Here is a 21,187-nt window from a genome sequence, read left to right as displayed (position 1 = left end):
GGATGGGTATTCTCTATGACGAAGGCCGGGATATTCTCCGGGCGTCGGATGGATGCATCCTTTTCGATACGGGAGCGGCTCCGGGTTCGGTAGATGATTTTGCAGGCCGGCTCCGGCGGCTTTTGCCCAAGGGCTGGTTTCCTGCGGAGCCTCAGGGACTGGATGAGGAGGTTGCACCGGTCCTGGCGGCTCTGCTGCGCGGGTTTGCTGCTGTCCTGGCTGGCATCTGGCAACTGATGCTGGAGTGTTCTCCGCAGATGCGTCTTTCGACAATGAGCGGCGCGTTTCTGGACATGGCTGCGGACGATTATTTCGGTGAAAGCGGTTTGGTTCGTCAGGCTTCCGAAACAGATGCCGTCTATCGCAAACGTATCAATGCTTCGTTGTTTGCTGAACGCAACACCCGTCAGGCCGTGACGAATGCGATTGTTGCGGCGACCGGTGTACAGCCGCTCATCATTGAAACTCTGAATGCTTCTGACTGCCATGCCCTTGGCTGCGCCACGGCGCCTGCCATGGGTGGGGGGTACGGTTATGGTGCGGCGGCCCTGCGTTACGGCAGCCTTCAGGGTGGTCAGTTCTTTGTAGAAACACAGCTGGGAAAGGCCGCAGGTCTGGCGGCAGTCTGCCGCGCCGTCGATCAGACGGCGGCCATGGGTGTTACCGGCTGGATCAAGGTGAAAAATTAATGGATCGGGCAATCGTTTATGCGGGATCCATCCCGCTCGACACGGATCTTCTGCGGACTGGGCGTTATACCAAGGCTGCTTTCGGAAACCTGGCGTCCATGCTGTATGGTCCGAATGTGATGGCCGCGTCCGGACTGGGATATTCTGCATCTTCCAGCGATCTGAGTCTGACGGTCGAGGCGGGTTCGATCCTGGCGCCGGGCGTCATGGACGCCACCAGTCTGGGCGGCAATGGCGGTGGTCTTGCGGCAGATACAACGGCTCTCACATGCCAGTATGTCAGCACGACCTCGCAGACCGTGACCCTTCCCGGGAGCGGAAATACCTATACCGTTTATGCACTCTGTTCCGAGCAGGATGCCGATCCGACCGTGCTGCCGTTTTTCAATGCCAGCAATCCGTCGCAGACGCAGGCAGGAATCCAGAATGACGGTGGCGCGCTGCCGGTGCGCCGGGCAGGTGTGATTTCTCTGGTGGCTGCTGCCAGTCCGCCTTCTGCGCCTTCTGGCGGATGCATTGTGGCGCTTTATACGATTGCGGTCCCACAGGGGGCGAGCAGCCTGTCAGGTGTGACGGTTCAGCCAGGACAGGTTTTCTGGCCGACCATCCCGGAACTGGCGACGCAGGCTCTCCTCAAGGCCTGTACGGAACCCATGACGCTGGTGGCCGTGAATGGCTCGGTTCCCGTTCCGGCATGGGCATCCCGGGTGGAACTGCGGGTTATTGGGGGTGGAGGCGGTGGGGCTGCTTCTCAGTCGATGACCACTGCCGGTGCGTTTTCCGGTGCCGGTGGAGGCGGTGGGGGAGATGCCTGGGGTATATATGCCGTCAGTCCCACGCAGGGAAATGGTCTGGCGATCACCGTCGGAAGTGGCGGGGGGTCCGAGCAGACAGGCGGGACTTCACTGGTGAGTTACAATGGGCAGACGCTTCTGCAAGCCGAAGGTGGACAGGGCGGAACCTTTTATTCCTCGACTGGATCTGCTGGCGGTGTGGGCGGCAATGCTTCTGGCGGCACGATCTGGAACCAGAGCGGAACCTCTGGTGGGGACGGGCAGTGCAACGCCTATACGTTCTCCGGATATGGTGGGGATGGCCCCTGGGGAGGTGCCGGACGCTGTGGCAACCAGGGGGGGCGCCTTGCCACGCGATATGGCGCAGGTGGCGGCGGCTCTTACTCGGCGACGGCTGAGGGAGTGTCTTCCAGTGGTGGGACTGGGTATCAGGGCTGTGTGCTGTACCGATTCCTGCCCTGAGACGGCGTTCAGTTCAGGGAGACTGCATCATCTGCCATATCTGGTGGGGGCATGGTCCGGCTGAACTGTCTGACGTCTTCTGCTGAAACGGAAGAAGCATTGTTGCCCCAGGCATGGCGGATGAAAGTCACGACATCGGCAATCTGCTGATCGGTCAGCTTGTGACTGAAAGCGGGCATCGTGATGGAGGAGGGCGCGGCTGTCATGGCAGGAAGGCTTGCGCCCTTCTGAACGATGTGAACGAGAGACATGGCATCGCTCTGCATCATGACAGGATTGCCAGCCAGGGCTGGAAAAACGGCCGGATAGCCTTTTCCATCAGTCCGATGACAGGCTGCACACCGATCGACATAGATGCGGGCGCCGCGTGAAGACAGGTCCGCTTTGTGAAGCTGGTCGGTGATCGTGGTATCATACGTCCATGGCGTCTGTGTCCGGTCGGCGGACGGCAGGCTTTTGAGATAATGTGCGATGGCGTGCAGGTCGTTGTCGGTCAGTTTCTGTGTGCCGTGCAGAATGGCGGAGGTCATGGAGCCGAAAACGCTGCCGGTGTTAGAACGGCCGGTCTTGAGGAATGAAACAATGTCTTCCTCACTCCAGCGGCCCAGTCCGGTCCGGTTTTCCTGACGGAGCGATGGTGGCGTCCAGCCATCTACTGGTGCGCCACCAGCCAGATAAAGGCTGCCGTCATGCGCAGTCAGGGCTTTTTCCTGCATGGTGATGGCGCGCGGGGAATGGCAGGCGCCGCAATGAGCCGGCCCTTCCACGAGATAGGCGCCCCGCTCAAGCAGTGGGTCGGTGAACTCGCCTGCCGTGCTGGTGATCGCCTTATGGGGCGTGGGAGCAAAGGCCCAGCGCCAGAATGTCAGGGGCCAGCGCATGGACAGCGGCCAAGGGATCTCATTCTTGGGCGCTGAAACCGGCACAGCTTCAACGCCGTCCCTGAAATAGACGAAAAGGGCGTGGATATCGTTGTCGGTCAGTCGGGCATAGGACGGAAAGGGCATGGCAGGATAAAGTGTTGAACCATCGCGGCGGATGCCTTGTCGCAATGCCTGTTCGAACTGGGCTTCCGTATAGCGGCCGATCCCGTGATCTGGATCCGGAGTGATATTGGTGGAATAGATTTTTCCCATTGGCAGGAAAAATGATACACCTCCGGAATACTCCGGTTTGCCATGAACGGAATGACAGGCAGCGCAGTCGGACGCTGCGGCCAGATAGCGTCCCTTTTCTACAACGGCTTTGTCAGAGTCCTGCGCTGTGGCTTCTGCTGTGAGAGCCATTCCCAGAAAGCAGGCGATGAACAGCGGCCATTTCATGCCTTCACCAGGGGGCCAGGGGATTTCAGGTAGGTCGTCCGGATGTGATGTGCGGCCCAGTAGGCCAGAGCGGCCACCACTCCCGTTGGATTATAGCCCATTCCCTGTGGGAAAGCGTTCGATCCGATGACAAAGACATTGGATACATCCCAGCTCTGGAGATAGCGGTTGAGTGCACTTGTCTGGGGATTGTCTCCCATGATGGCGCCGCCTCCCAGATGGGTGGTCTGATAATTACGGGTGTCAAAGGGCTGCCCGGCATTGAGGTGAACCAGATTCATCTTTGTCGCCCCCATCGCGCGGGCGATGGGCTCGATCCTGCTGACGACGTACTGGTTCATGCGGATATCATTGTCCTTCCATGTGAAGGTCATGCGAAGCAGTGGCTGCCCATAAACATCCTTCCATGTCGGATCGAGATCCAGATAGACATCCCGATACGCCATATTGCTTCCATGGGCATCAATACCCAGAGAATGCTTGTAGGTATTGATCAGGGCATTCTTGTAGGCCGAGCCCCATCGTGGTGTTCCACCTCCGCCAGCGCCTATGGCGGCGGCAATCGGTTTCACACCCGCCTGATTGACCCAGACAGGCGATCCCCCCACAAAACCAAGCGGCCCATGGTCAAAATTCATGCTATTGAAATCGTCAATGGCGACACCGCTCCCGCCGGCACCGACGAACTGGTTGGTGTAGGTCGAAGAGGGGAGCCAGACGCGCGAGGATGTAATGGTCTGGTAAACGAAATTGCGCCCGACCGTCCCGGTATTGCTGACCGGATCGTAAGGTTTTCCAATGCCGGACACCAGCATCAGATGAACATTGTTGAACTGGAACGCCCCCAGGATCACCAGATCGGCAGAAAGGGACATTTCCTTCCGGCTCTTTGTGTCCAGATAGGTCACCCCGGTTGCTTTTGTTTTCGCGCTGTCGAGATCGATCCGAAGGACATGGGCGTTCGGGACAAGGGTAAATCCCGGGTTCTGCCGTAAGGCGGGCAGGATATTCACGTTGGGCGAGGCTTTGGAGTACAGGTAGCAGTCATAGCCGCTGCAATAGCCGCAGAAATTGCATGGCCCCATCTGACAGCCATAGGGGTTGGTGTATTGTCGTGATGCGTTGGCAGCAGGCAGGGCGTAGGGATGATATCCCGCATTTTTCGCAGCATCGCGGAAGATCGATGCTGAAAAGGTATCCTTCATGGCTGGAAGTGGAAAATTATCGGAACGATCCGGAGAAAAAATATTTCCGTTTCCAACGATTTTCCCCTGAACCTTGTACGCTTCTCCAGACGTGCCAAAGACCTTTTCCGCCTTGTCGAAAAATGGTTCGAGTTCTTCATAGGTGACGCCATAATCCTGAAGGTTCATGCCGTCGGGAATGAATTTCTCACCGTAGCGTTCGATCACGGAGCTCCGCAGTCTCAGATCTTCGGGGGCAACGCGAAAATGCACTCCCGACCAGTGTAGCCCGGCTCCGCCCACGCCTTCTCCAGGCAGAAAAGCTGCGAGCTGACGGTAAGGCAGTGCCGTCTGATCCATCGTATTGCGGATCGTCACTGTGGACTGGGACAGGTTCTGGAAAAGGCGCTTGCGCACGGCGCCGCGCAGTTCATCGATTGATTCCGGATAGGCACCTTCGACGGGCGTCGTCCGCTCGGGGCCACGTTCCAGCATGATGACGGATAACCCGGCTTCGGTCAGTTCCTTGGCCATGATCGAACCGGCCCAGCCAGCGCCAACGATGACTGCATCAACATGCGTCCTGCCCATGTTACGCGCTCTCTCCTGAAATGGAGACCGGCGCAAGGGGATAGGGAGCGCCTTCCTGATTGACCCAGTCCATGAAATCCGCCCTGGCGCCAGGGAAACCCAGCATGATCCAGCCGCCAAGCCCCCGGTTGCCACCGTAAAGCGGATCGGCGAAGGCGCCTTCAAGTGTATTGGTCCGGAGCTGCTCGAAAAAGACGCGTCCCGGGACTTCGCCAAGCTGGACCGATCCCCCTTCAAGTGCAGTCAGGATTTCATCCTGCTGCACCGGCGAAAGGTCTGCAAAGCCTTTGCCGTAATGTTGTCGGGTGTAGTGCTCAACGCCTGCGATGCCGTTGCGATACAGGTCGCGCGGGACAAAGGGGAGCTGATACCCCAGATTGGCCGGGCCCTGCTGGAAGGGGCCAGACATGTACCAGTTCTCCCCCCGGGCATAAGGGGTCTGCATCTGACGGTCGATGAATTCCGCTACCCCCAGCGCTTTTGCGCCCGGCCCGTTATCGTCAGCAGGAAAGAGGCGCTCGCTGGCGGCCTCTACAAACCGGTATTCCATCGCATCGAAAAAGGTGGGCTGATAGGGATGGGCTGCCTCAGCCGCCAGCGCTGCTGTCCATGAGGCATTTCCCGAAGCCATCCAGAATGATGTGGTTCCAAGAAGCCCTTTCACGAAACTGCGGCGGAGCGGACGGTTCAGTGTCGGTTCCATGGGGGGCACAGGTTTCTCCGGACAGTAGAACCAGAAATAACAGAAAATCTGGAAACGGTCATTTTACAAAAGGAATGCCTTCTCCCTAACGAAGGCAGGCGCAGTTCACCAGCCATGTGCTCATCACAACAGGACGAGAGGCGTGAATCAGTGCGTTTCGGTGCTGTCTGTTGAGGGAAGTTTCAGTATTCCGGGCTGGGGCGAGTGCTGGGTGGCTGGTGCCGGTGCCGTCTCGGTGTCGGATCCTGTGGGGAAAATGGCGTCCGGTGCGCTCGGCGCGACAGCGGGGGCTGCTGCTTTTTCGGACGTGGCTGATCCCGGGGTAGTCTCTGTAGAAAGTGCCGGCGTTGTCGGGGCGGCCACCGGTTCTGTTCCAGGTGCTCCAAGCGTCTGCTGCTGGATGCCGCCATTGACGAGCGGAGTTCCGGCGGCATCCGTCATCCAGGAGAGGAGCTTCTTGCGGATCTGGAATTCCAGTTCCACGTTCATGTCCTGCATCATCTGGCTGGTAAGGGTATAGAGTTCCTTGCGCGAGGTCGGATCCCGGTCTCCCGCATCCAGCTTGTGGGTGATGCGCGCATGGACGAAACCGGTATGCTGGTTACCGGCATCCGCGACGTTAAGCTGTACATCCATGGCGCCGGTTACCGCGTTATCGCCTGCCCGGTTCAGATAGGCCTGCTTGATGATGAAGTCGGCCTTGCCCGAGGTTCCGCTGGCTACCAGACGCTGGTTTGCCATGGCCTTCAGAGCCTGGTCCGGTGCGACGGGAGCCTTTGCGGACAGAGAGCCCGGCGCAGCGGGAGCTTCATCCTGCACGTCAATCGACGCTACGTTCAGATGGATCTGGGACAGATAGCTGTAATCAAGCGGAGGAAAGGTCTGGTCCGCGTCTCCATCGGAGCATGCTGCCACGCCAAGGGACAGCACCAGAGCACTCAGACCAGTCCAGTAACGTACGGGCATATCCTGTCTCCTGAAGGCGCTACAGACGACCGAAAAGGGACTTGAGTCGACTTTTCAGCCCCTGTCTAGACGCTTGAGGGGGGGAAGCGGAAGCTGGTTGTTTCAGCGGCAGCGGCGAGGAAGCTGGCGCGACCGGCGGGGGGGACGAATTCTCCTCCACTGGTTTCGGGCGTAGGCCGGACGCCTGTCCGACACCGAAATCCTCGGCCCTGAAGGGGCGCGCCTCGCGGATCAGCACCACATGTTCGGGATGGCGCGCGTACCAGCTCAGGATCAGCCCCGGGATCATCGCGCCGCCCGGATCATCACTGATAACCAGCGGGGCATCGGGATAGTAGAAAGAGGGGCGAAGGGCTGGAAGAGCGTCATTCCAGATCAGGTAGAAAACCGTATCGGCTTCCTGAAAGCGGCTGACACTCAAGGGGCCCGTCTGGAACGTGATCTGCGCCAGCAGTGGGAGTGCTGTGAAGGGCGAAGAAACGATCAGCGGGCCGTTTCCGCGCTGGGCAGCCAGCAGAGCTGTTATCCGGTTTGCACCGATTTTGCGGCCGTTCGGACATGGCAACGCCTCGCCGCTATCCGCATGGCCTGATGGCAGAAGGAGCGTATGGGGTGCGTATCCTTCAAGCCAGGAACCGGCAAGCTCGTTCACGGCGATTTCGGGCAGGCTGTCGCAGGATGGTCCGGTCTGGTCGGGCAGGGGAGAGCCCAGCACTCCTGATGCCAGCGGCCAAAACACCGGATCCATGGCGGCCAGAAGGCGTTTCCGCAAGGATGGATCCAGTGCCAGAACATGGCTGCCACGATAATTTTCGCCTTCAAGCCACCAGCAGGCCTGTCGGCTGGTGCTTGCTTCGGTAAACACCACAACGCTGAAATCATCCGCTACCGGCGCCCGGCTGAGGGGCGCCCAGCCGGGATAAAGCTGCTCGACCGGAAAGCCATCGAGCTTTACGTCATCAAGCAGGGGCAGAGTCATGCAGAGCGTGCTCCAAGTTCATCGCGCGTGAATCGGAAACCCACGTTGCAGAATTCACAGTTCATCGTGATGGCGCCATTCTCGACCATGTGGTCGAGGTCGTCATCAGGGAATGTTTCCAGAACGGAGGCGAGCCTCGCCCGGTTGCATCGGCAGCCATAGGCCAGCGCCCGCGGAGTGCCCAGACGGACATCCAGCGTACCAAAAAGCCGATGAATCAGCCGCTCGTTCGACAGGTCCGGATCAAGGACTTCCTGCTCCGTTACCGTCTCGGCCAGAGTGCAGGCGGTTTCCCACGCATCTTCGTCCTGTTCGGTGGTCTCGATGCCGCCTTCGGCTGCAATACGCTCCAGAACCAGTGCACCGGCCTTCCAGCCGTCAGGCGATTTCGCACAGAACAGCCGGATCCAGCAGTCATGCTGCTCACTGGTCCGGAAATAGTTCATCGCCATATCGGCGAGCGTCGTGCCCGTCAGGTCGACGATGCCCTGATGCCGGTCCATGTCCGGTCCCTGGTCGATGGTGAAGGCCATATAGCCGTCGCCCAGAAGTTCCTTGGCGGTTCCGGGCAGCGCATCGCGATCGGCGTCTTCACGCAGACGTCCGAAAAACCGCAGATCCCCGCTATCCGTCGCATCTGCAACCAACATGGAAACCGGCCCATCACCCTTGACCTGAAGGGAAAATGCACCTTTGAACTTCAGGGCCGAAACCATGGCGGCTACGAGTGCCAGAGCCTCGCCGCCAAGCCGGGAGACGGCATCGGGATTGTCGTGACGTGACAGGATGGCATCCGCCAGTGGCCCGAGCCGTACCAGCCGGCCCCGAACCGGCGACCGTTCCAGATAGAACGGCATGACACCGCCCGAAACGACCATGTTCGGAACCTCAGGCCGGTTCGTATCAAGAAAGTGGGGTGTATCCATCAGCCGTTTTCTTTTCCCAGGGCCCAGAGTAGCAGGCCCTTCTGCGTGTGGAGGCGGTTTTCCGCCTCATCAAAGACGACGGACGCCGGGCCTTCAAAGACCTCGGACGTCACTTCCTCTCCGATATGGGCAGGCAGGCAGTGAAGGAACAGGGCATCGGGCGCAGCTTTTGCCATCAGGGCCTCATCAACCTGATAAGGCTGGAACACCTTGAGCCGCTTTTCGCGGTCCTTGTCTCCCATGCTGACCCAGGTATCCGTCAGTACGGCATCAGCCCCGGCCACAGCTTCTGCCGGGTCCCGGAAAATCTTGATCGTCGCGCCATGCGCCCGCGCCCACTCCACGGCATCGGGGTTGGGGGCAAAGCCTTCCGGCGTTGCCAGACGGACATTGAAACCGAGAAGGGCCGCGCCTTCCATCAGGGAGGTGGCGACATTGTTGCCATCCCCGATCCACGCCAGCGTTTTGCCGCGGATCGGCCCACGATGTTCCTCGAAGGTCAGGACATCTGCGAGGATCTGGATCGGATGGGAGACAGGCGTCAGGCCGTTGATGACCGGCACCGAACTCCATTTCGCCAGTTCGCGCAGATTGGCGTCATTGCCGGTTCGAAGCACGATCACGTCCAGAAAACGCGACAGAACACGGGCCGTGTCCGCCACCGTCTCGCCCCGGCCAAGCTGCATGTCGCCCGGCGAGAGGACCGAAACGGACCCGCCGAGCTGCCCCATTCCCACCTCGAACGACACGCGGGTGCGTGTCGAAGGCTGGGCAAGGATCAGACCAAGGCTGCGGCCTTCCAGCGGACGATCGGGATGCAGGGGCTGGCGGCGGTCGTTCTGCAGAGCCTTGACCTTCGCCGAGAGGTCGATGATCTGCCGGATGACCTCGGGGCTGAAATCCCGCAGATCCAGAAAATGTCTTGGAGTCAGGGTCGCTGCTGTGGTGCTCACGAGGCGTTCTCCTGTGTCGCAGGGACTTTCAGGGAATGAGCCGCCTTCACGAGTCTTTCGCAGGCTTCGCGGCATTCGGTTTCCGTCACGATCAGCGGCGGGACGAGGCGCAGCACGTTGTCCCCGGCACTGACCGTCAGAAGCTCCTGATTCAGCACGGCCTGCATGACGTCCGCGACAGGCGGCACGCAGTGCAGCCCCCGCATCAGCCCAATCCCGCGGACATTGTCGAAAACACCTTCCGAACGGCTGACAACATCTTCCAGCATCCTGCCGAACGCGTCTCCGACGCTCCGGACATGCTCCAGAAAACCGGGGCTCAGGATTTCTTCCAGAACGGTCACACCCGCCGCACAGGCCAGCGGATTGCCGCCAAAGGTCGTCCCATGTGAACCGGGTGTCAGATGCCGTGCCAGCTCTTCCGTCGCAAGAACGGCGCCGAGCGGGAAGCCGCCCCCGATCCCCTTGGCCACGGAAATCACGTCCGGACGGACGCCATACCATTCATGCGCAAACAGTTTGCCCGTCCGGCCGACACCGGTTTGGACCTCATCGAAACCCAGATACAGTCCGTATTCATCACAGACGGCGCGGAGCCCTTCCATGAATTCGCGGGTCGCGGGCTTGATGCCGCTCTCACCCTGAACAGGTTCGACGACGATCCCCGCCGTGTGCGGCGTGATGGCGTCACGTAGCGTATTGGTGTTGTTGAACGGCGCATGGTCGAACCCTTCCACCACAGGGCCAAAGCCCTTGAGGTAGGCGGGATTTCCCGTGGCCGAGATCATGGCCAGCGTCCGGCCGTGAAATGCGCCGTTGAAGCACAGAATGTTGGTCCGCTCGGGATGCCCGTTCTCGAACTGGGCGCGGCGGATCATCTTCACCATGCCCTCATTGGCCTCGGCACCCGAATTGCAGAACAGCACCGAGTCCGCAAACGTGTTCTGCACCAGCAGTTCCGCCAGCTTCTCGGCCTGGGGGATCCGGTACAGGTTCGAGACATGCATGACCTTCGCGGCCTGTTCCGCAATGGTCTTCACCAGCTTCGGATGGGCATGTCCCAGCGAAGTCACGGCAATGCCGGCCCCGAAATCCAGATATCGTCGCCCGTTCGTCGCCGTCAGCCAGACGCCTTCGCCCTGCTCGAAAGCAAGGTCGGCACGTTTGTAATTCGGCATCAGCGCGGGGATCATGATGGATCTCTGAATATCTGGTTGAAAACGAAACGGTTGCTGCGGAATCGCAAAACCCTGCTCTGGTTGCCCGGAGCAGGGCTTCAAGTTCCACACCCCCATAGTGAAGGGCAGAAAGGGGTTCCGTCAAACCCCGACGCAACAGAATGTCCCGGTTAACCCGGCAGATCAGACCCGCTGATACATCAGATCACGTGCCAGCCAGCACCCGACCCGCACCGCTGTCACGCTGCCGCCCTGACGCTCGAATGCCAGTGTCCAGTCTCCGGGTGCCGTATGATCCAGCGCCCGGGGGCAGGGCAGAACCCAGACATCCCTGGCCAGACGCTGGAGCATTTCCATCCGGCCGTCGCCCAGGATTCCCGAGAAACCGCCATAAACTACGCCGCCAGCCAGTTCGATGGTCACTTCGGCTTCGTCCAGCTCCTCACAGCGATAGACACCAGCCAGTTCAGCAATATCCTCGCCGGGCGTCTCATCACAGCGGGCGAGAATGCCGGTGCGGTTCTCGCCCGGACGTTCCATCACGGCTTCCGCGCCATCCGCAGTCTCCTGCGCTTTCACGATGACCGATCCTGCCTCGGCCCGCGTGGCTGAAATGCCTTCCAGAAGCTCCGGCACCATCAGATAGCGCAGCTTCGCCCCACCGGGCGCGGGTTCGACTCGGGCCGACAGCCCCGTCTCCCGTTCCAGATAGGTGCCATACAACGCGGTCGGCTGCTGGGTGCTGCGGTCCGGTTCGTAAGGAACGCCGAGTGCTGCGGCCAGAATCTGCGCCGCTGCGACCTGCGCTGCGCTCATATGGTTGAACATCACCACGACCGACAGACGCTCGGAGGCCACATGCAGCCGATGGGAGCGCCAGCCCCGCAGGGCGCCTCCATGCATCGTCACGTCCCGGCCGAACATCGTCGTCCGTTGCAGCCCGAACCCGTAGGGCGCGGGCTGCCCGTCGCTGAATGTCACCGGAACGGTCAGGCGGCGGTAAAGGCTGTCCGGAGCATCGCGGGTTTCATCAATGAACCGCTCCCACGCGATCATGTCGTCCAGCGACGCTCCAAGCCCGGCATCCCCCGTCCAGATGACATTGTTGACCGCCGGGCGGAATCCGCTCTCCACGGTCCCCTCATATCCGACCGTTCCATCCGGCATGGCGCGCGTGTCGGCAGCAAGGATCGCCCGCTCCATGCCGACCGGATTGAAAATCGACGTCTGGAGCAGTTCGGCGAAGCTGCGCCCCGTCCGGTCCTGAAGAATGTCGGAAATCAGCCGAAAATTCTGGTTCACATAGGAATAGGATGTGCCCGGCTGGAACTGGAGCGTCCGCGTCCCGTCAATGACGCGACGGGCTTCGCGGTCCCCGAAATACCCTTCGATCGGCGCGCCATGCAGCATCGCTACTGCCCAGTAATCCCGCAGACCCGACTGGTTATGCGCCAGATGCAGCAGCCCCGGTGAGGGCTCATCAAGCTGGGGCAGGCGTGCATCCACATCTGCGTCCAGTTCGGACGGATCGTCATACAGGTCCAGCAGCGTCGCGCAGGTAAACTGCTTGGTGATGGAGCACATGCGAAACAGCGTGGACGGCGTGAACGGAATGCGACGCTCCACATTCGCATAGCCCCAGCCGTGCCGGACCAGAACCTCTCCGTCCTTCAGAACGGCCACGGCCCCGCCGGGACCGGGAAAACGGGCAGGGAGGGCGGAGACGGCCGCTTCAAGAGGGGCAGAAAATGAATCGCTCATGGATGGAATGATGGCTCCAAGGCGTCTTGCCGTAAATGCCTTTCACGCCGCATACTCCGAAGCATTATGGAGGATCGTCCCGCCCCGCCGCCCGTTCCGGATGCCGCGTCCCTGCGTGAAGCGGCGCTGGCGCATCTCGCCCGCTTCGCTACGACCGAACAGGGCCTGCGTCAGGTGCTGGATCGCCGCCTGCGTCGCTGGGGCGTGCGCGCCTCCCGTGCGGGGCTGCCGAACGAAGACATCGAATCCACTATCGCAGCCGTCAGCCCCGCCATTGATGGAATCGTCGCATCCATGACCGATCTCGGTGCGGTGGACGATGCTGGCTATGCCCGCAACCGCGCCGTCAGCCTGACCCGGACCGGCCGTTCCCGTCGTGCCGTTGAAGCCCATCTTGCCAATAAGGGCGTCGATCAGAACACGACCCGCGAAGCCCTCAACGACTCGCTGGGCGAGCGCTCTGACAGCAGCGCACAGGAGGCAGAACTCGCCGCTGCTCTCGTGCTGGCCCGCAAGCGCCGCCTTGGCCCCTTCCAGAGACCGGACCGCGAAGAGGAAGACCCGCTCAAGGCCCTGGGCGTCTTTGCCCGCAACGGCTTCTCCCGTGATGTCGCGCAGAGCGTGCTCGACATGGACTCCGATGAGGCGGAAGACCGCATCATCGCCTTCCGCAGTCTCTGAAGATGATGATGCCCCGCTTTTTCCGTTGCCTGCCGCTGGCTCTTCTGGTCGTCCTCACGGCCTGCGGCAATCGCTACGAATACAGCCGCGCCAGCTTCAACGGTCCGCTGCAATGCGCGCCCTATGCGCGCGAGCGCACTGGCCTGAGACTGAGCGGAAGCGCCGCCTCATGGTGGGGACAGTCCGTCGGGCGCTATGCCCACACCCATACGCCCCGCCCCGGAGAAGTCCTGGTCTTCCGCGCCACGTCCCGCGTGCCCAGCGGTCATGTCTCCATCGTGCGCCGGCAGGTTTCGGACCGTACGATCCTCGTTGACCATGCCAACTGGGAACCCGGACGCATCGACCGCGCTGTCCCCGTGACGGATGTTTCCGCCCGCAACGACTGGACGCTGGTGCGCGTCTGGTGGGCTCCTGTTCACAGCCTCGGAAAGCGCGCTTATCCGACTTATGGCTTCATTTCATCGCACGACAGTGACGACTCTTCCTGAGAGGAACGCTTGCACAATCGTCCAAGCCTTGCCACATGATGGAGGCCTTGGCTTTTCGGAGTAATACATTATGGGCAGCATGAGCCCCGTTCACTGGCTGATCCTGGCGGTCGTCCTGCTCGTCGTGTTTGGCGGCGGGGGCAAGATCAGCGGCCTGATGGGAGACTTCGCGAAGGGCATCAAGTCTTTCAAGAAGAACATGGCCGACGATGAATCCATGACCGCGACGGACGCCACGCAGGCTCCGGGTCACATCTCTCCGCCGAACCAGAATCCCGGCTACAGTCAGACGACCAGCAGCGAAACGCACCGCAACCAGGTCTGATGCAGAACCTCAAGGTTGATGAAAGCTGGGGGAATGCCTGCCGTCAGATCGTGCAGGCTGGCCAGCGGATGGACCAGCGCGGCTGGGTTCCGGCCACGGCGGGTAACCTGTCCTGCCGCCTGCCGGACGGTCGCATCGCGATTACGCGCTCGGGTGGCCACAAGGGGTTCCTGACGGACAGCGACGTCATCGAGATTACCCCCGACGGCGTTCCGGTTGATCCCGCAAACCGTGCCAGCGCGGAAACGCTCCTGCACACGCAGCTTTATGCCCATGATCCCGCGATCGGGGCCGTGCTGCATGGTCACTCCGTCGCCGCGACCATCCTGTCCATGGATGAACCGTTCGACGCGATCACACTGGCGGGCTACGAGGTCCTCAAGGTGTTCGAAGGCCAGACGACCCACGATACCAGCCTCGAACTGCCTCTGTTTCATAACGATCAGGACATCGCGCGTCTGGCTACAGTGGTTGCACCGAAGCTCTCGGATATGCGCCTTGGATACCTGATCCGCGGCCATGGCGTGTATGTCTGGGGCAAGGACATGTTCACGGCCCTGGCCCGTCTCGAAGGGCTCGAGTTCCTGCTGGCCTGCGAACTCGCCAGTCTGCAGAAGAAGGCCTGACCATGAGCCGTCTGACCGTCTATCGTGACGATGCTCCCGATACGATTCTGCTGGACGTCACCACGCCCGGCGAGATCGCGGAAACCCTGCGTCCGCACAACATCCGCTTCGACCGCTGGTCGGCTCCCGTCACACCGGCGCCCGACGCTCCGGCGGAAGAGGTTCTGGAAGCCTATCGTCCCTATCTCGACACGCTGATGGGCGAGACGGGTGCTGGCAGCGCAGACGTGGTGCGTATCAACGCGTCCACGCCGAACCTTCCGGAGCTTCGGAAAAAATTCCTTTCCGAACACACCCACAGTGAGGACGAAGTCCGCTTCTTCGTGCACGGGCAGGGGGCGTTCGTCCTGCATATCCGCGGTCGCGTCTATTCCGTCCTGTGCACACAAGGCGACCTGATCTCCGTTCCCGCCGGAATCCCGCACTGGTTCGACGCCGGACCGTCGCCGGACGTCGTGGCCCTGCGCGTCTTCACCGACACGACCGGCTGGATCGCGCAGTATACCGGTGATGACATTGCCAACCGTTTCCCGGCCGAAGTGCCTGCCGAAGCTTCCGGCAACTCCTGAAAGTCCCCCATGATCCGTCTCGTCCTGCTTGATATCGAGGGCACAACCCTGCCGATCTCTTTCGTGCGGGATGTCATGTTCCCCTATGCCGCGAAAGCTCTCCCGGCCCTGATGCAGGACCACACGAATCCGATGGTCGTGGCAGCCCGCGCCGATATCGTTATGGAACATCCGGGGCAGGATCCGCTGAAGGTCTGTCAGGACTGGATGAAGGCGGACGTGAAGGCCGCACCCCTCAAGACACTTCAGGGGCTGACCTGGCGTCAGGGGTTCGAGGACGGCACCCTCAAGGCGGATCTCTATCCCGATGTCCCGCCCGCTCTGGAAGCATGGTCGCAAGGCGGTCTGCGTCTGGCTGTCTATTCCTCCGGCTCCATCCCGTCCCAGAAGCTGCTCTACGGTCATAGCGAACAGGGTGATCTGACGCCGCTGTTCGAGGACTTCTTTGATCTCTCAACGGGAGGAAAAAAAGACGTCGCCTCCTATGAAAAGATTGCGGCCGCTGTCGGCCTGCCGTCAGCCGAAATCCTGTTCCTGTCCGACATCGGAGCCGAGCTGGACGCGGCCCAGAGGGCAGGACTGACCGTCTGCCAGCTTGTTCGCGAGCAGGACGGCACTGTCCCCCATCCGGGCGTGCCGCAGGCGCCGGATCTGAAGGCCGTCTCCACCCAGTTCGGCCTGCCCGTCGCATGATCCTGCATACGGACTGGCGCAATATTCCCACTTCCGCCCGCAATACGGTTGCGGCCTTGGGCAATTTCGATGGTGTGCATCGCGGGCATGTCCATCTGCTCGACACGCTGCGGATGGCGCGTCCCGATCACCCGCTTTCGGTTGTCACGTTCGATCCCCATCCTCGCACGCTGTTCCGCCCGCAGGATCCGCCGTTCCGCCTGATGCTGCCGGATGTCCGCGCCGCCGCTCTCGGCGAGCAGGGTGTGGATCATGTTTTCCAGATCCCGTTCGATGCGGAGTTTTCCCGTCTGAACGCCGAGCAGTTCGTGAACGATGTTCTGGTCAACGGCCTTGGCGTGGCGCATGTTGCCTGTGGGGCGGATTTCGCGTTCGGCCATCGTCGCACCGGCAATATCGAGCATCTTGAAACCCTTCTGGCACCCCATGGAATCGGGCTGACCATCGTGCCCCAGCTTTCCGATGAAGGCGGTCCGATCTCCTCAAGCCGCATCCGTCGTCTGCTGCAGGAAGGTTATCCCGAGCGTGCGGCGCAGGAACTTGGCCGTCTCTGGAGTATCGCCGGTCCCGTCATGCACGGAGACCAGCGTGGACGCCTCCTCGGTTTCCCCACCGCCAACATCCCCCTGACCCAGCATGTCGAGCCTGCACGCGGCGTCTATGCCGCGCGCGTCACGCTGCCCGATGGCCGCGTCATTCCCGGCGTCGCCAATATCGGCCGCCGTCCGACCATCAATGACGGTCAGGAAAGCCGGCTTGAAGTCCATCTCTTTGACTTCAACGAGGACCTGTACGGCCAGATTCTCAGCGTTGCCCTGATCGCCCTGCTGCGTGAGGAAAAGAGGTTCTCCGGCCTGGACGAACTCAAGACCCAGATCGCAGCAGATGCCGCGCAGGCCCGGTCCATCCTGGGCACCTGACGGCCTCGGTTTTCCCCTTTTTCAGCGTCGTCAAATCCCCTTTTCAGTCCAGAAAAGGGGATTTTTGTTACGTATCGTTCTGTGTCATTTATGCCACGCTTTGACATGGAGAATGAGAATCTTTCGCAATGTTGCTGAATCTGTATTGAGAATTATTCGCATTAACCCTTTAAGGACAGCATCCGTTTTCGTTTGCAGGATCATGATCCGATGTCGTCCAGAACACCTCGCCACCCTTTGGGTCCCCTGTCCCTTGCTGCCGGCCTGACGCTCGTCTGCTCCGCCGCCCACGCACAGGACGATACCCGGCATCATCACAAGGCCCGTCGTCAACCGGTTCCCAAAAACGACGCAGCCAGTTCGCAGGCGCCTAAGGCTCTTCCGCCGAAAGCTCTCACATCGGGGACTGCTTCAAAAACGGCGGACAACAGCATCGTCGCAACGCCTGAGGAAACCGAACATCTGCAGGTCGTCGGCTCTCCGATGAACACGTTGCAGACCCCCATCGGCATTGGTCGGATGCCGGAAGACGTCATGCACACGCCGCAGACGATTAACGTCGTGCCCAAGCTCCTGATGGAACAGCAGAACGTCAAATCGCTCGACGAGGCTCTGCGCAACGTGCCAGGCATCACCGCGTCGGTCGGTGAAGGCGAAGGTGGCATGGCAGGCGATCAGTTCCTGATCCGCGGCTTCCAGGCGCAGAACGACATCTACGAAAACGGCCTGCGCGATTTCGGCGTCTATACCCGTGACAGCTTTGATTATGACCATGTCTCGGTCATCAAGGGCCCGTCTTCGGAAGTCTTCGGTAACGGCACAACGGGCGGCGCCATCAATATCACCACCAAGGTCGCCCATCTTGGCGACAGCTATAGCGGCGGCTTTTCTGGGGGATCTGGCGCCTATTATCGCGGCACGCTCGACTTCAACAAACAGATCGGTGACTCTACGGCCATCCGCATCACCGGCATGGGCAACGAGAACAACACGGTTGGCCGGGACAACGTCTTTTCCCACCGTTGGGGGATTGCGCCGTCCATTGCCTTCGGTCTGGGCAAGCGCACGACCTTCACGCTGGAATATTTCCACCAGACGGATAACCGTGTGCCGGATTATGGTGTGCCGGTCGTCACCAAGCCGGGGACAAGCATTGCGAAGCCACTGACGGAATATGGTCTGAACCGCAATAACTGGTACGGCACGACGTATGATCAGGACGCGTCGAATGTGGACATGCTGACGGCGCGCCTGAAATTCGACCTGAACAAGAACATCACGTTCTACAACGATGCGCGCGGTGGCATGTACAGCCGGTACTTCTCCGCGTCACAGCCGGGCTGCGATACGACCTGTGCCGCCGATTATTTCACTGATCCTGAAGCGGCGACCATCAATCGTCGTGGCCATCTGGGCGGTCCGGAACCCTATCAGCAGAACGACTGGTCCGTGCAGGACGTGTTCTCGGGTATCGCGAAGTTCTCGACCGGCAGCATCCGTCACCAGATGATCGCCGGCGTCGATATCTCGCACGTTTATGACCGTCGCACGAACTACGCCTATAATTTCAACGGGCAGAACGGCACGCGGACTGACACGACAAGCCTGCTGCACCCTTCTGCCACCCAGCCGGGTCTCCTGCTCGGGTCGCTTGGCCAGTATAGCGGCAATCTCGTGAACATCTCCGGTGTCGGTCATGCCATGTACAAGACGGGCGACGCCACGGATGTTGGCGCGTTCTTCTCCGAACAGATGTGGCTGGCACCCTGGTTCTCGATCCGTGGCGGCTTCCGCTGGGATCACTGGGACAGCCACTATTCCGCCAATGGGGGAACGGCCGGTGCCGGCGTGTCTTACGGACAGACGCAGGACACGTTCAATCCGACCGTCAGCCTGATGTATACGCCGACCAGCAACATCATGGTCTATTTCAACTGGGCGCAGTCCACCACGCCGCTGGGTCTGTACGTGACGAACAGCTCCGAACCCCTGAAATCCACGACGCAGGGTTTCAGTCCCGAACGCAGTAGTCTCTACGAGCTGGGTGCGAAGTATAACGCCTTCCATGGCCGCATGGGTTTTGCGGCCTCCGTGTTCCGCCTGGAAAAGGGCAACGCCCTCATGACCGACCCTTCGACGGGGGATGTGTCTTCGTCCAGCGACCGTCAGCGCAACCAGGGCGTTGAACTCAGCGTTTCGGGCGAAATCCTGAAGAACTGGACCATGATCGGCACCTACGCCTATTACGACGCCACAACCGTCTCGTCCCTGACGGCGGCTGATGTCGGTAAGCGCATCCAGTACGCGCCGAAGAACTCCGCCACCATCTGGTCCACCTACACGATCGCGCCGAACCGTCCCTGGAATGTCACGTTCGGTGGTGGTCTGACCTGGCGTGATGGTGTCTACCTGAACGCCACCAATACAGCGGCCGTGCCTGCCACCGTGGAATGGGATGCCGTGATTTCCCACAATTTCGGCAAGCACTGGCGCGTCGCCATGAACGGCTACAACCTCGACAACCGCCTGAATTACAGCAACCTGTTCAGCGACCGCGCGACCCCGGCTGTCGGACGGTCCTTCCTCTTTAACCTTTCAGCGAACTACTGACCGAAACAGCGTCGCCTGACGGAGAAATCCCCATCTTCGTCAGGTGCCCGCGTACCTGCTCCAGCAACTCCGCATCGCCCTTCGGCCCGAGTGCCGTCAGTTTCTGATCCATCGCCAGCAGGATATCGGACGTCGCATCCACGACGGCCTGCCGCCACCAGCCCAGCGCTTCATCGATCTTCCCGGCATCCACAAGCGCCGTGGCATGATTGTGCTGCCCGCGATAATCGCCGCCTTCTGCCGATCTGCGGTACCAGTCCAGCGCCGCCGCCCGGTCCCTGGGCACAACCCATCCTTCTTCCAGAAACCGCGCATACAGGTTCATGGATTTCGCATGGCCGTGATTTGCCGCTGTCCGGAACAGGTCCAGCGCCTGCGCCAGATCCGGCTCCATGCCGATCCCGCGCATGGTCATGATGCCCAGATTGTACCGGCCCCATTCGTCTCCAGCCGCAGCGGCAGCCTCATAACAGCGCGCGGCCTGCTGAAGGTCCTTTTCGCAGCCCCAGCCGAACTGGAAACACCGTCCGCGCATGTTGTGCCCCGGCCCGAACCCGGCATTGGCTGCGATCGTGAACCATTCCAAAGCTGTCACCGGATCACGCGGAACATAGACGCTGTCCAGCAGCACCTGTCCCCATTGCACGATCTGAAGGTACTGTCCCTTGAGCGCGCCCTGCCTGATTTCCTCAATCTGTGGTGGCAGGGCACGGGATTCGGGACGGCGGGTGGGCGCTTTGCGGCCCAGGAATTTCTGAACGATCCGTTTCATCAGAGTGCGGGTACGATCTGCTGGACTTCGAACCCGTCCTTGCGGAGCAGGGCGGGCAGCCCTTTCGGCCCTGCCATGTGCAGGGACCCCACGGCCGCGAACAGCGATGGCCCGCTCTCATGGATCTGCTCGATTTTCTGCGCCATTCCGACATTCCGATCATCCAGAAGCCGCGTCATGAAGCGCCGTTCCTGAGCGGTATTCAGGCAGTCGCACCAGTCCTGATAATGATCCAGCCGTTTCACGTCGCTCGATGCCCACATCTCCGCCAGACGCTTGTTCTCGGCCTGCGTCTTGCCGGAAGACACGCCCTTGACGATGTCATCAACAAACGCATCTTCATCCGCCTGATCCGGTCCAATCAGCAGGTCCCGCTGCATCTGCACTGTCTCCAGCCCGATCAGGGGCTTTTTCAGACTGCCCGCCATGCCCTGCAGAACGCCATCCACGGCGTAGTCCGGATAATATCCGTCCTGGCGTGACGCCAGGGATTCGACGCCTGCCGCTTCCACGCCAACCGCTACATGTGCGAATGCCGCGCTGGGCACACATTGCTGGTCCATAAGCGCATCCACTTTCGTCTTGCGTCCCGACTGGACGAGATGCGCCCATCGGGCGGGATCTTCCGGCTGGCGTAGCGTGGTGGCCGTGTCCGGGGCGTTCAGATCAAGCTCAAGGGCGACCTCGCTGCTCTGCATAATCGCGGCGCGTGTCAGCGGGCCGGGTAGCAGCCAGTCCTGCTTTGCGACATGCAGCGTCCCATACAGCCAGGAAGAGTGACCGTCCTTCGTCACTTTCCACAGGAAGCCCCGGTCTGGTGCCGTCTGGAACATCTGCGCCATCCGGGCCCTGTCCGGCACGCCTGCCGGGGCCGGGCAACGGGGGGCCTGTGCGTGCGCGGCGATGCCAAACCCCGCACAGGCACCCAGAACGGCTCCTGCAACAGACTGGAAGAGACGAAGTACGTTCACGGTTCTGTCTTCTGAAAAAAG

General features: G+C 60.9%; 21 protein-coding genes. 10 read left to right on the top strand and 11 right to left on the bottom strand.

The genetic code is table 11. The features are described from left to right. Window positions 1-2 precede the first annotated feature (2 nt). Both KP701_RS05720 and KP701_RS05715 read left to right on the top strand, forming a co-directional pair. Window positions 3-689 carry a hypothetical protein gene (locus KP701_RS05720; protein WP_215746277.1) on the top strand — a complete coding sequence of 229 codons (687 nt, stop codon included), beginning with the start codon at window positions 3-5 and terminating at the stop codon, window positions 687-689. After that, on the top strand, window positions 689-1,945 hold the full coding sequence (locus KP701_RS05715) for a hypothetical protein (protein WP_215746276.1): 1,257 nt from the start codon (window positions 689-691) through the stop codon (window positions 1,943-1,945). The genes KP701_RS05720 and KP701_RS05715 overlap by 1 nt, the downstream gene beginning before the upstream one ends. A gap of 8 nt (window positions 1,946-1,953) precedes the next feature. Here KP701_RS05715 and KP701_RS05710 read toward each other — a convergent pair whose 3' ends face one another. From KP701_RS05710 to KP701_RS05670, 9 genes are all read right to left on the bottom strand, one after another. Next, window positions 1,954-3,267, bottom strand: coding sequence for a cytochrome c (locus KP701_RS05710; protein ID WP_215746275.1), 1,314 nt, complete (start codon window positions 3,265-3,267; stop codon window positions 1,954-1,956). Then, window positions 3,264-5,042, bottom strand: coding sequence for a GMC family oxidoreductase (locus KP701_RS05705; protein ID WP_215746274.1), 1,779 nt, complete (start codon window positions 5,040-5,042; stop codon window positions 3,264-3,266). Before KP701_RS05705 ends, KP701_RS05710 begins: the two co-directional genes overlap by 4 nt. A 1-nt stretch (window position 5,043) precedes the next feature. Continuing rightward, complete coding sequence (locus KP701_RS05700) at window positions 5,044-5,754, bottom strand: gluconate 2-dehydrogenase subunit 3 family protein (RefSeq protein WP_215746273.1); 711 nt, start codon at window positions 5,752-5,754, stop codon at window positions 5,044-5,046. A 138-nt stretch (window positions 5,755-5,892) separates the two neighbouring features. Then, window positions 5,893-6,711, bottom strand: coding sequence for a hypothetical protein (locus KP701_RS05695; RefSeq protein ID WP_215746272.1), 819 nt, complete (start codon window positions 6,709-6,711; stop codon window positions 5,893-5,895). Window positions 6,712-6,730: 19 nt separating this feature from the next. Beyond that, a complete protein-coding gene (locus tag KP701_RS05690) occupies window positions 6,731-7,690 on the bottom strand; it encodes a hypothetical protein (protein WP_215746271.1) in 960 nt (319 codons plus the stop codon). Beyond that, a complete protein-coding gene (locus KP701_RS05685) occupies window positions 7,687-8,616 on the bottom strand; it encodes an Hsp33 family molecular chaperone HslO (RefSeq protein WP_215746270.1) in 930 nt (309 codons plus the stop codon). The genes KP701_RS05690 and KP701_RS05685 overlap by 4 nt, the downstream gene beginning before the upstream one ends. Beyond that, window positions 8,616-9,644: an ornithine carbamoyltransferase gene (gene argF, locus KP701_RS05680; protein WP_252345424.1), complete on the bottom strand. Its 1,029-nt coding sequence runs from the start codon at window positions 9,642-9,644 to the stop codon at window positions 8,616-8,618. The genes KP701_RS05685 and argF overlap by 1 nt, the downstream gene beginning before the upstream one ends. Then, a complete protein-coding gene (locus tag KP701_RS05675) occupies window positions 9,566-10,762 on the bottom strand; it encodes an aspartate aminotransferase family protein (RefSeq protein WP_215746268.1) in 1,197 nt (398 codons plus the stop codon). The genes argF and KP701_RS05675 overlap by 79 nt, the downstream gene beginning before the upstream one ends. Before the next feature lie 168 nt (window positions 10,763-10,930). Beyond that, complete coding sequence (locus KP701_RS05670) at window positions 10,931-12,508, bottom strand: D-aminopeptidase (protein ID WP_215746267.1); 1,578 nt, start codon at window positions 12,506-12,508, stop codon at window positions 10,931-10,933. Between the two features lie 66 nt (window positions 12,509-12,574). Here KP701_RS05670 and KP701_RS05665 point away from each other — a divergent pair, with 66 nt between their 5' ends. The 8 genes from KP701_RS05665 (at window position 12,575) to KP701_RS05630 (ending at window position 19,423) form a co-directional block, all read left to right on the top strand. Further along, window positions 12,575-13,189, top strand: coding sequence for a regulatory protein RecX (locus KP701_RS05665; RefSeq protein ID WP_215746266.1), 615 nt, complete (start codon window positions 12,575-12,577; stop codon window positions 13,187-13,189). 2 nt (window positions 13,190-13,191) lie between these two features. Next, window positions 13,192-13,680 carry a CHAP domain-containing protein gene (locus tag KP701_RS05660; RefSeq protein ID WP_215746265.1) on the top strand — a complete coding sequence of 163 codons (489 nt, stop codon included), beginning with the start codon at window positions 13,192-13,194 and terminating at the stop codon, window positions 13,678-13,680. Between the two features lie 70 nt (window positions 13,681-13,750). Next, entirely contained in the window at window positions 13,751-14,005 is a 255-nt protein-coding gene (locus tag KP701_RS05655; RefSeq protein ID WP_011252794.1) for a twin-arginine translocase TatA/TatE family subunit, read from the top strand. After that, on the top strand, window positions 14,005-14,631 hold the full coding sequence (locus tag KP701_RS05650) for a methylthioribulose 1-phosphate dehydratase (protein WP_215746264.1): 627 nt from the start codon (window positions 14,005-14,007) through the stop codon (window positions 14,629-14,631). Before KP701_RS05655 ends, KP701_RS05650 begins: the two co-directional genes overlap by 1 nt. A 2-nt stretch (window positions 14,632-14,633) precedes the next feature. Next, window positions 14,634-15,200: an acireductone dioxygenase gene (locus KP701_RS05645; RefSeq protein WP_215746263.1), complete on the top strand. Its 567-nt coding sequence runs from the start codon at window positions 14,634-14,636 to the stop codon at window positions 15,198-15,200. 9 nt (window positions 15,201-15,209) lie between these two features. Beyond that, a complete protein-coding gene (gene mtnC / locus KP701_RS05640) occupies window positions 15,210-15,893 on the top strand; it encodes an acireductone synthase (protein ID WP_215746262.1) in 684 nt (227 codons plus the stop codon). Next, window positions 15,890-16,813: a bifunctional riboflavin kinase/FAD synthetase gene (locus KP701_RS05635; protein WP_215746261.1), complete on the top strand. Its 924-nt coding sequence runs from the start codon at window positions 15,890-15,892 to the stop codon at window positions 16,811-16,813. Before mtnC ends, KP701_RS05635 begins: the two co-directional genes overlap by 4 nt. A gap of 210 nt (window positions 16,814-17,023) precedes the next feature. Continuing rightward, the gene (locus KP701_RS05630) at window positions 17,024-19,423 is read left to right on the top strand and encodes a TonB-dependent siderophore receptor (protein ID WP_215746260.1); all 2,400 of its coding nucleotides are present in this window, start codon (window positions 17,024-17,026) and stop codon (window positions 19,421-19,423) included. Here KP701_RS05630 and KP701_RS05625 read toward each other — a convergent pair. Further along, the gene (locus KP701_RS05625) at window positions 19,401-20,195 is read right to left on the bottom strand and encodes a tetratricopeptide repeat protein (protein WP_215746259.1); all 795 of its coding nucleotides are present in this window, start codon (window positions 20,193-20,195) and stop codon (window positions 19,401-19,403) included. The two genes, KP701_RS05630 and KP701_RS05625, sit on opposite strands and share 23 nt — an antisense overlap. Next, window positions 20,195-21,166, bottom strand: a complete 972-nt coding sequence (locus tag KP701_RS05620; RefSeq protein WP_371818899.1) for a TraB/GumN family protein — start codon at window positions 21,164-21,166, stop codon at window positions 20,195-20,197. The genes KP701_RS05625 and KP701_RS05620 overlap by 1 nt, the downstream gene beginning before the upstream one ends. Between the last annotated feature and the right edge of the window lie 21 nt (window positions 21,167-21,187).

Source organism: Gluconobacter sp. P1C6_b (assembly GCF_018811945.1).
GTDB lineage: Bacteria > Pseudomonadota > Alphaproteobacteria > Acetobacterales > Acetobacteraceae > Gluconobacter.
Note: the sequence above shows the minus strand (reverse complement) of the source record. Positions and strands in the feature narration are given on the sequence as shown.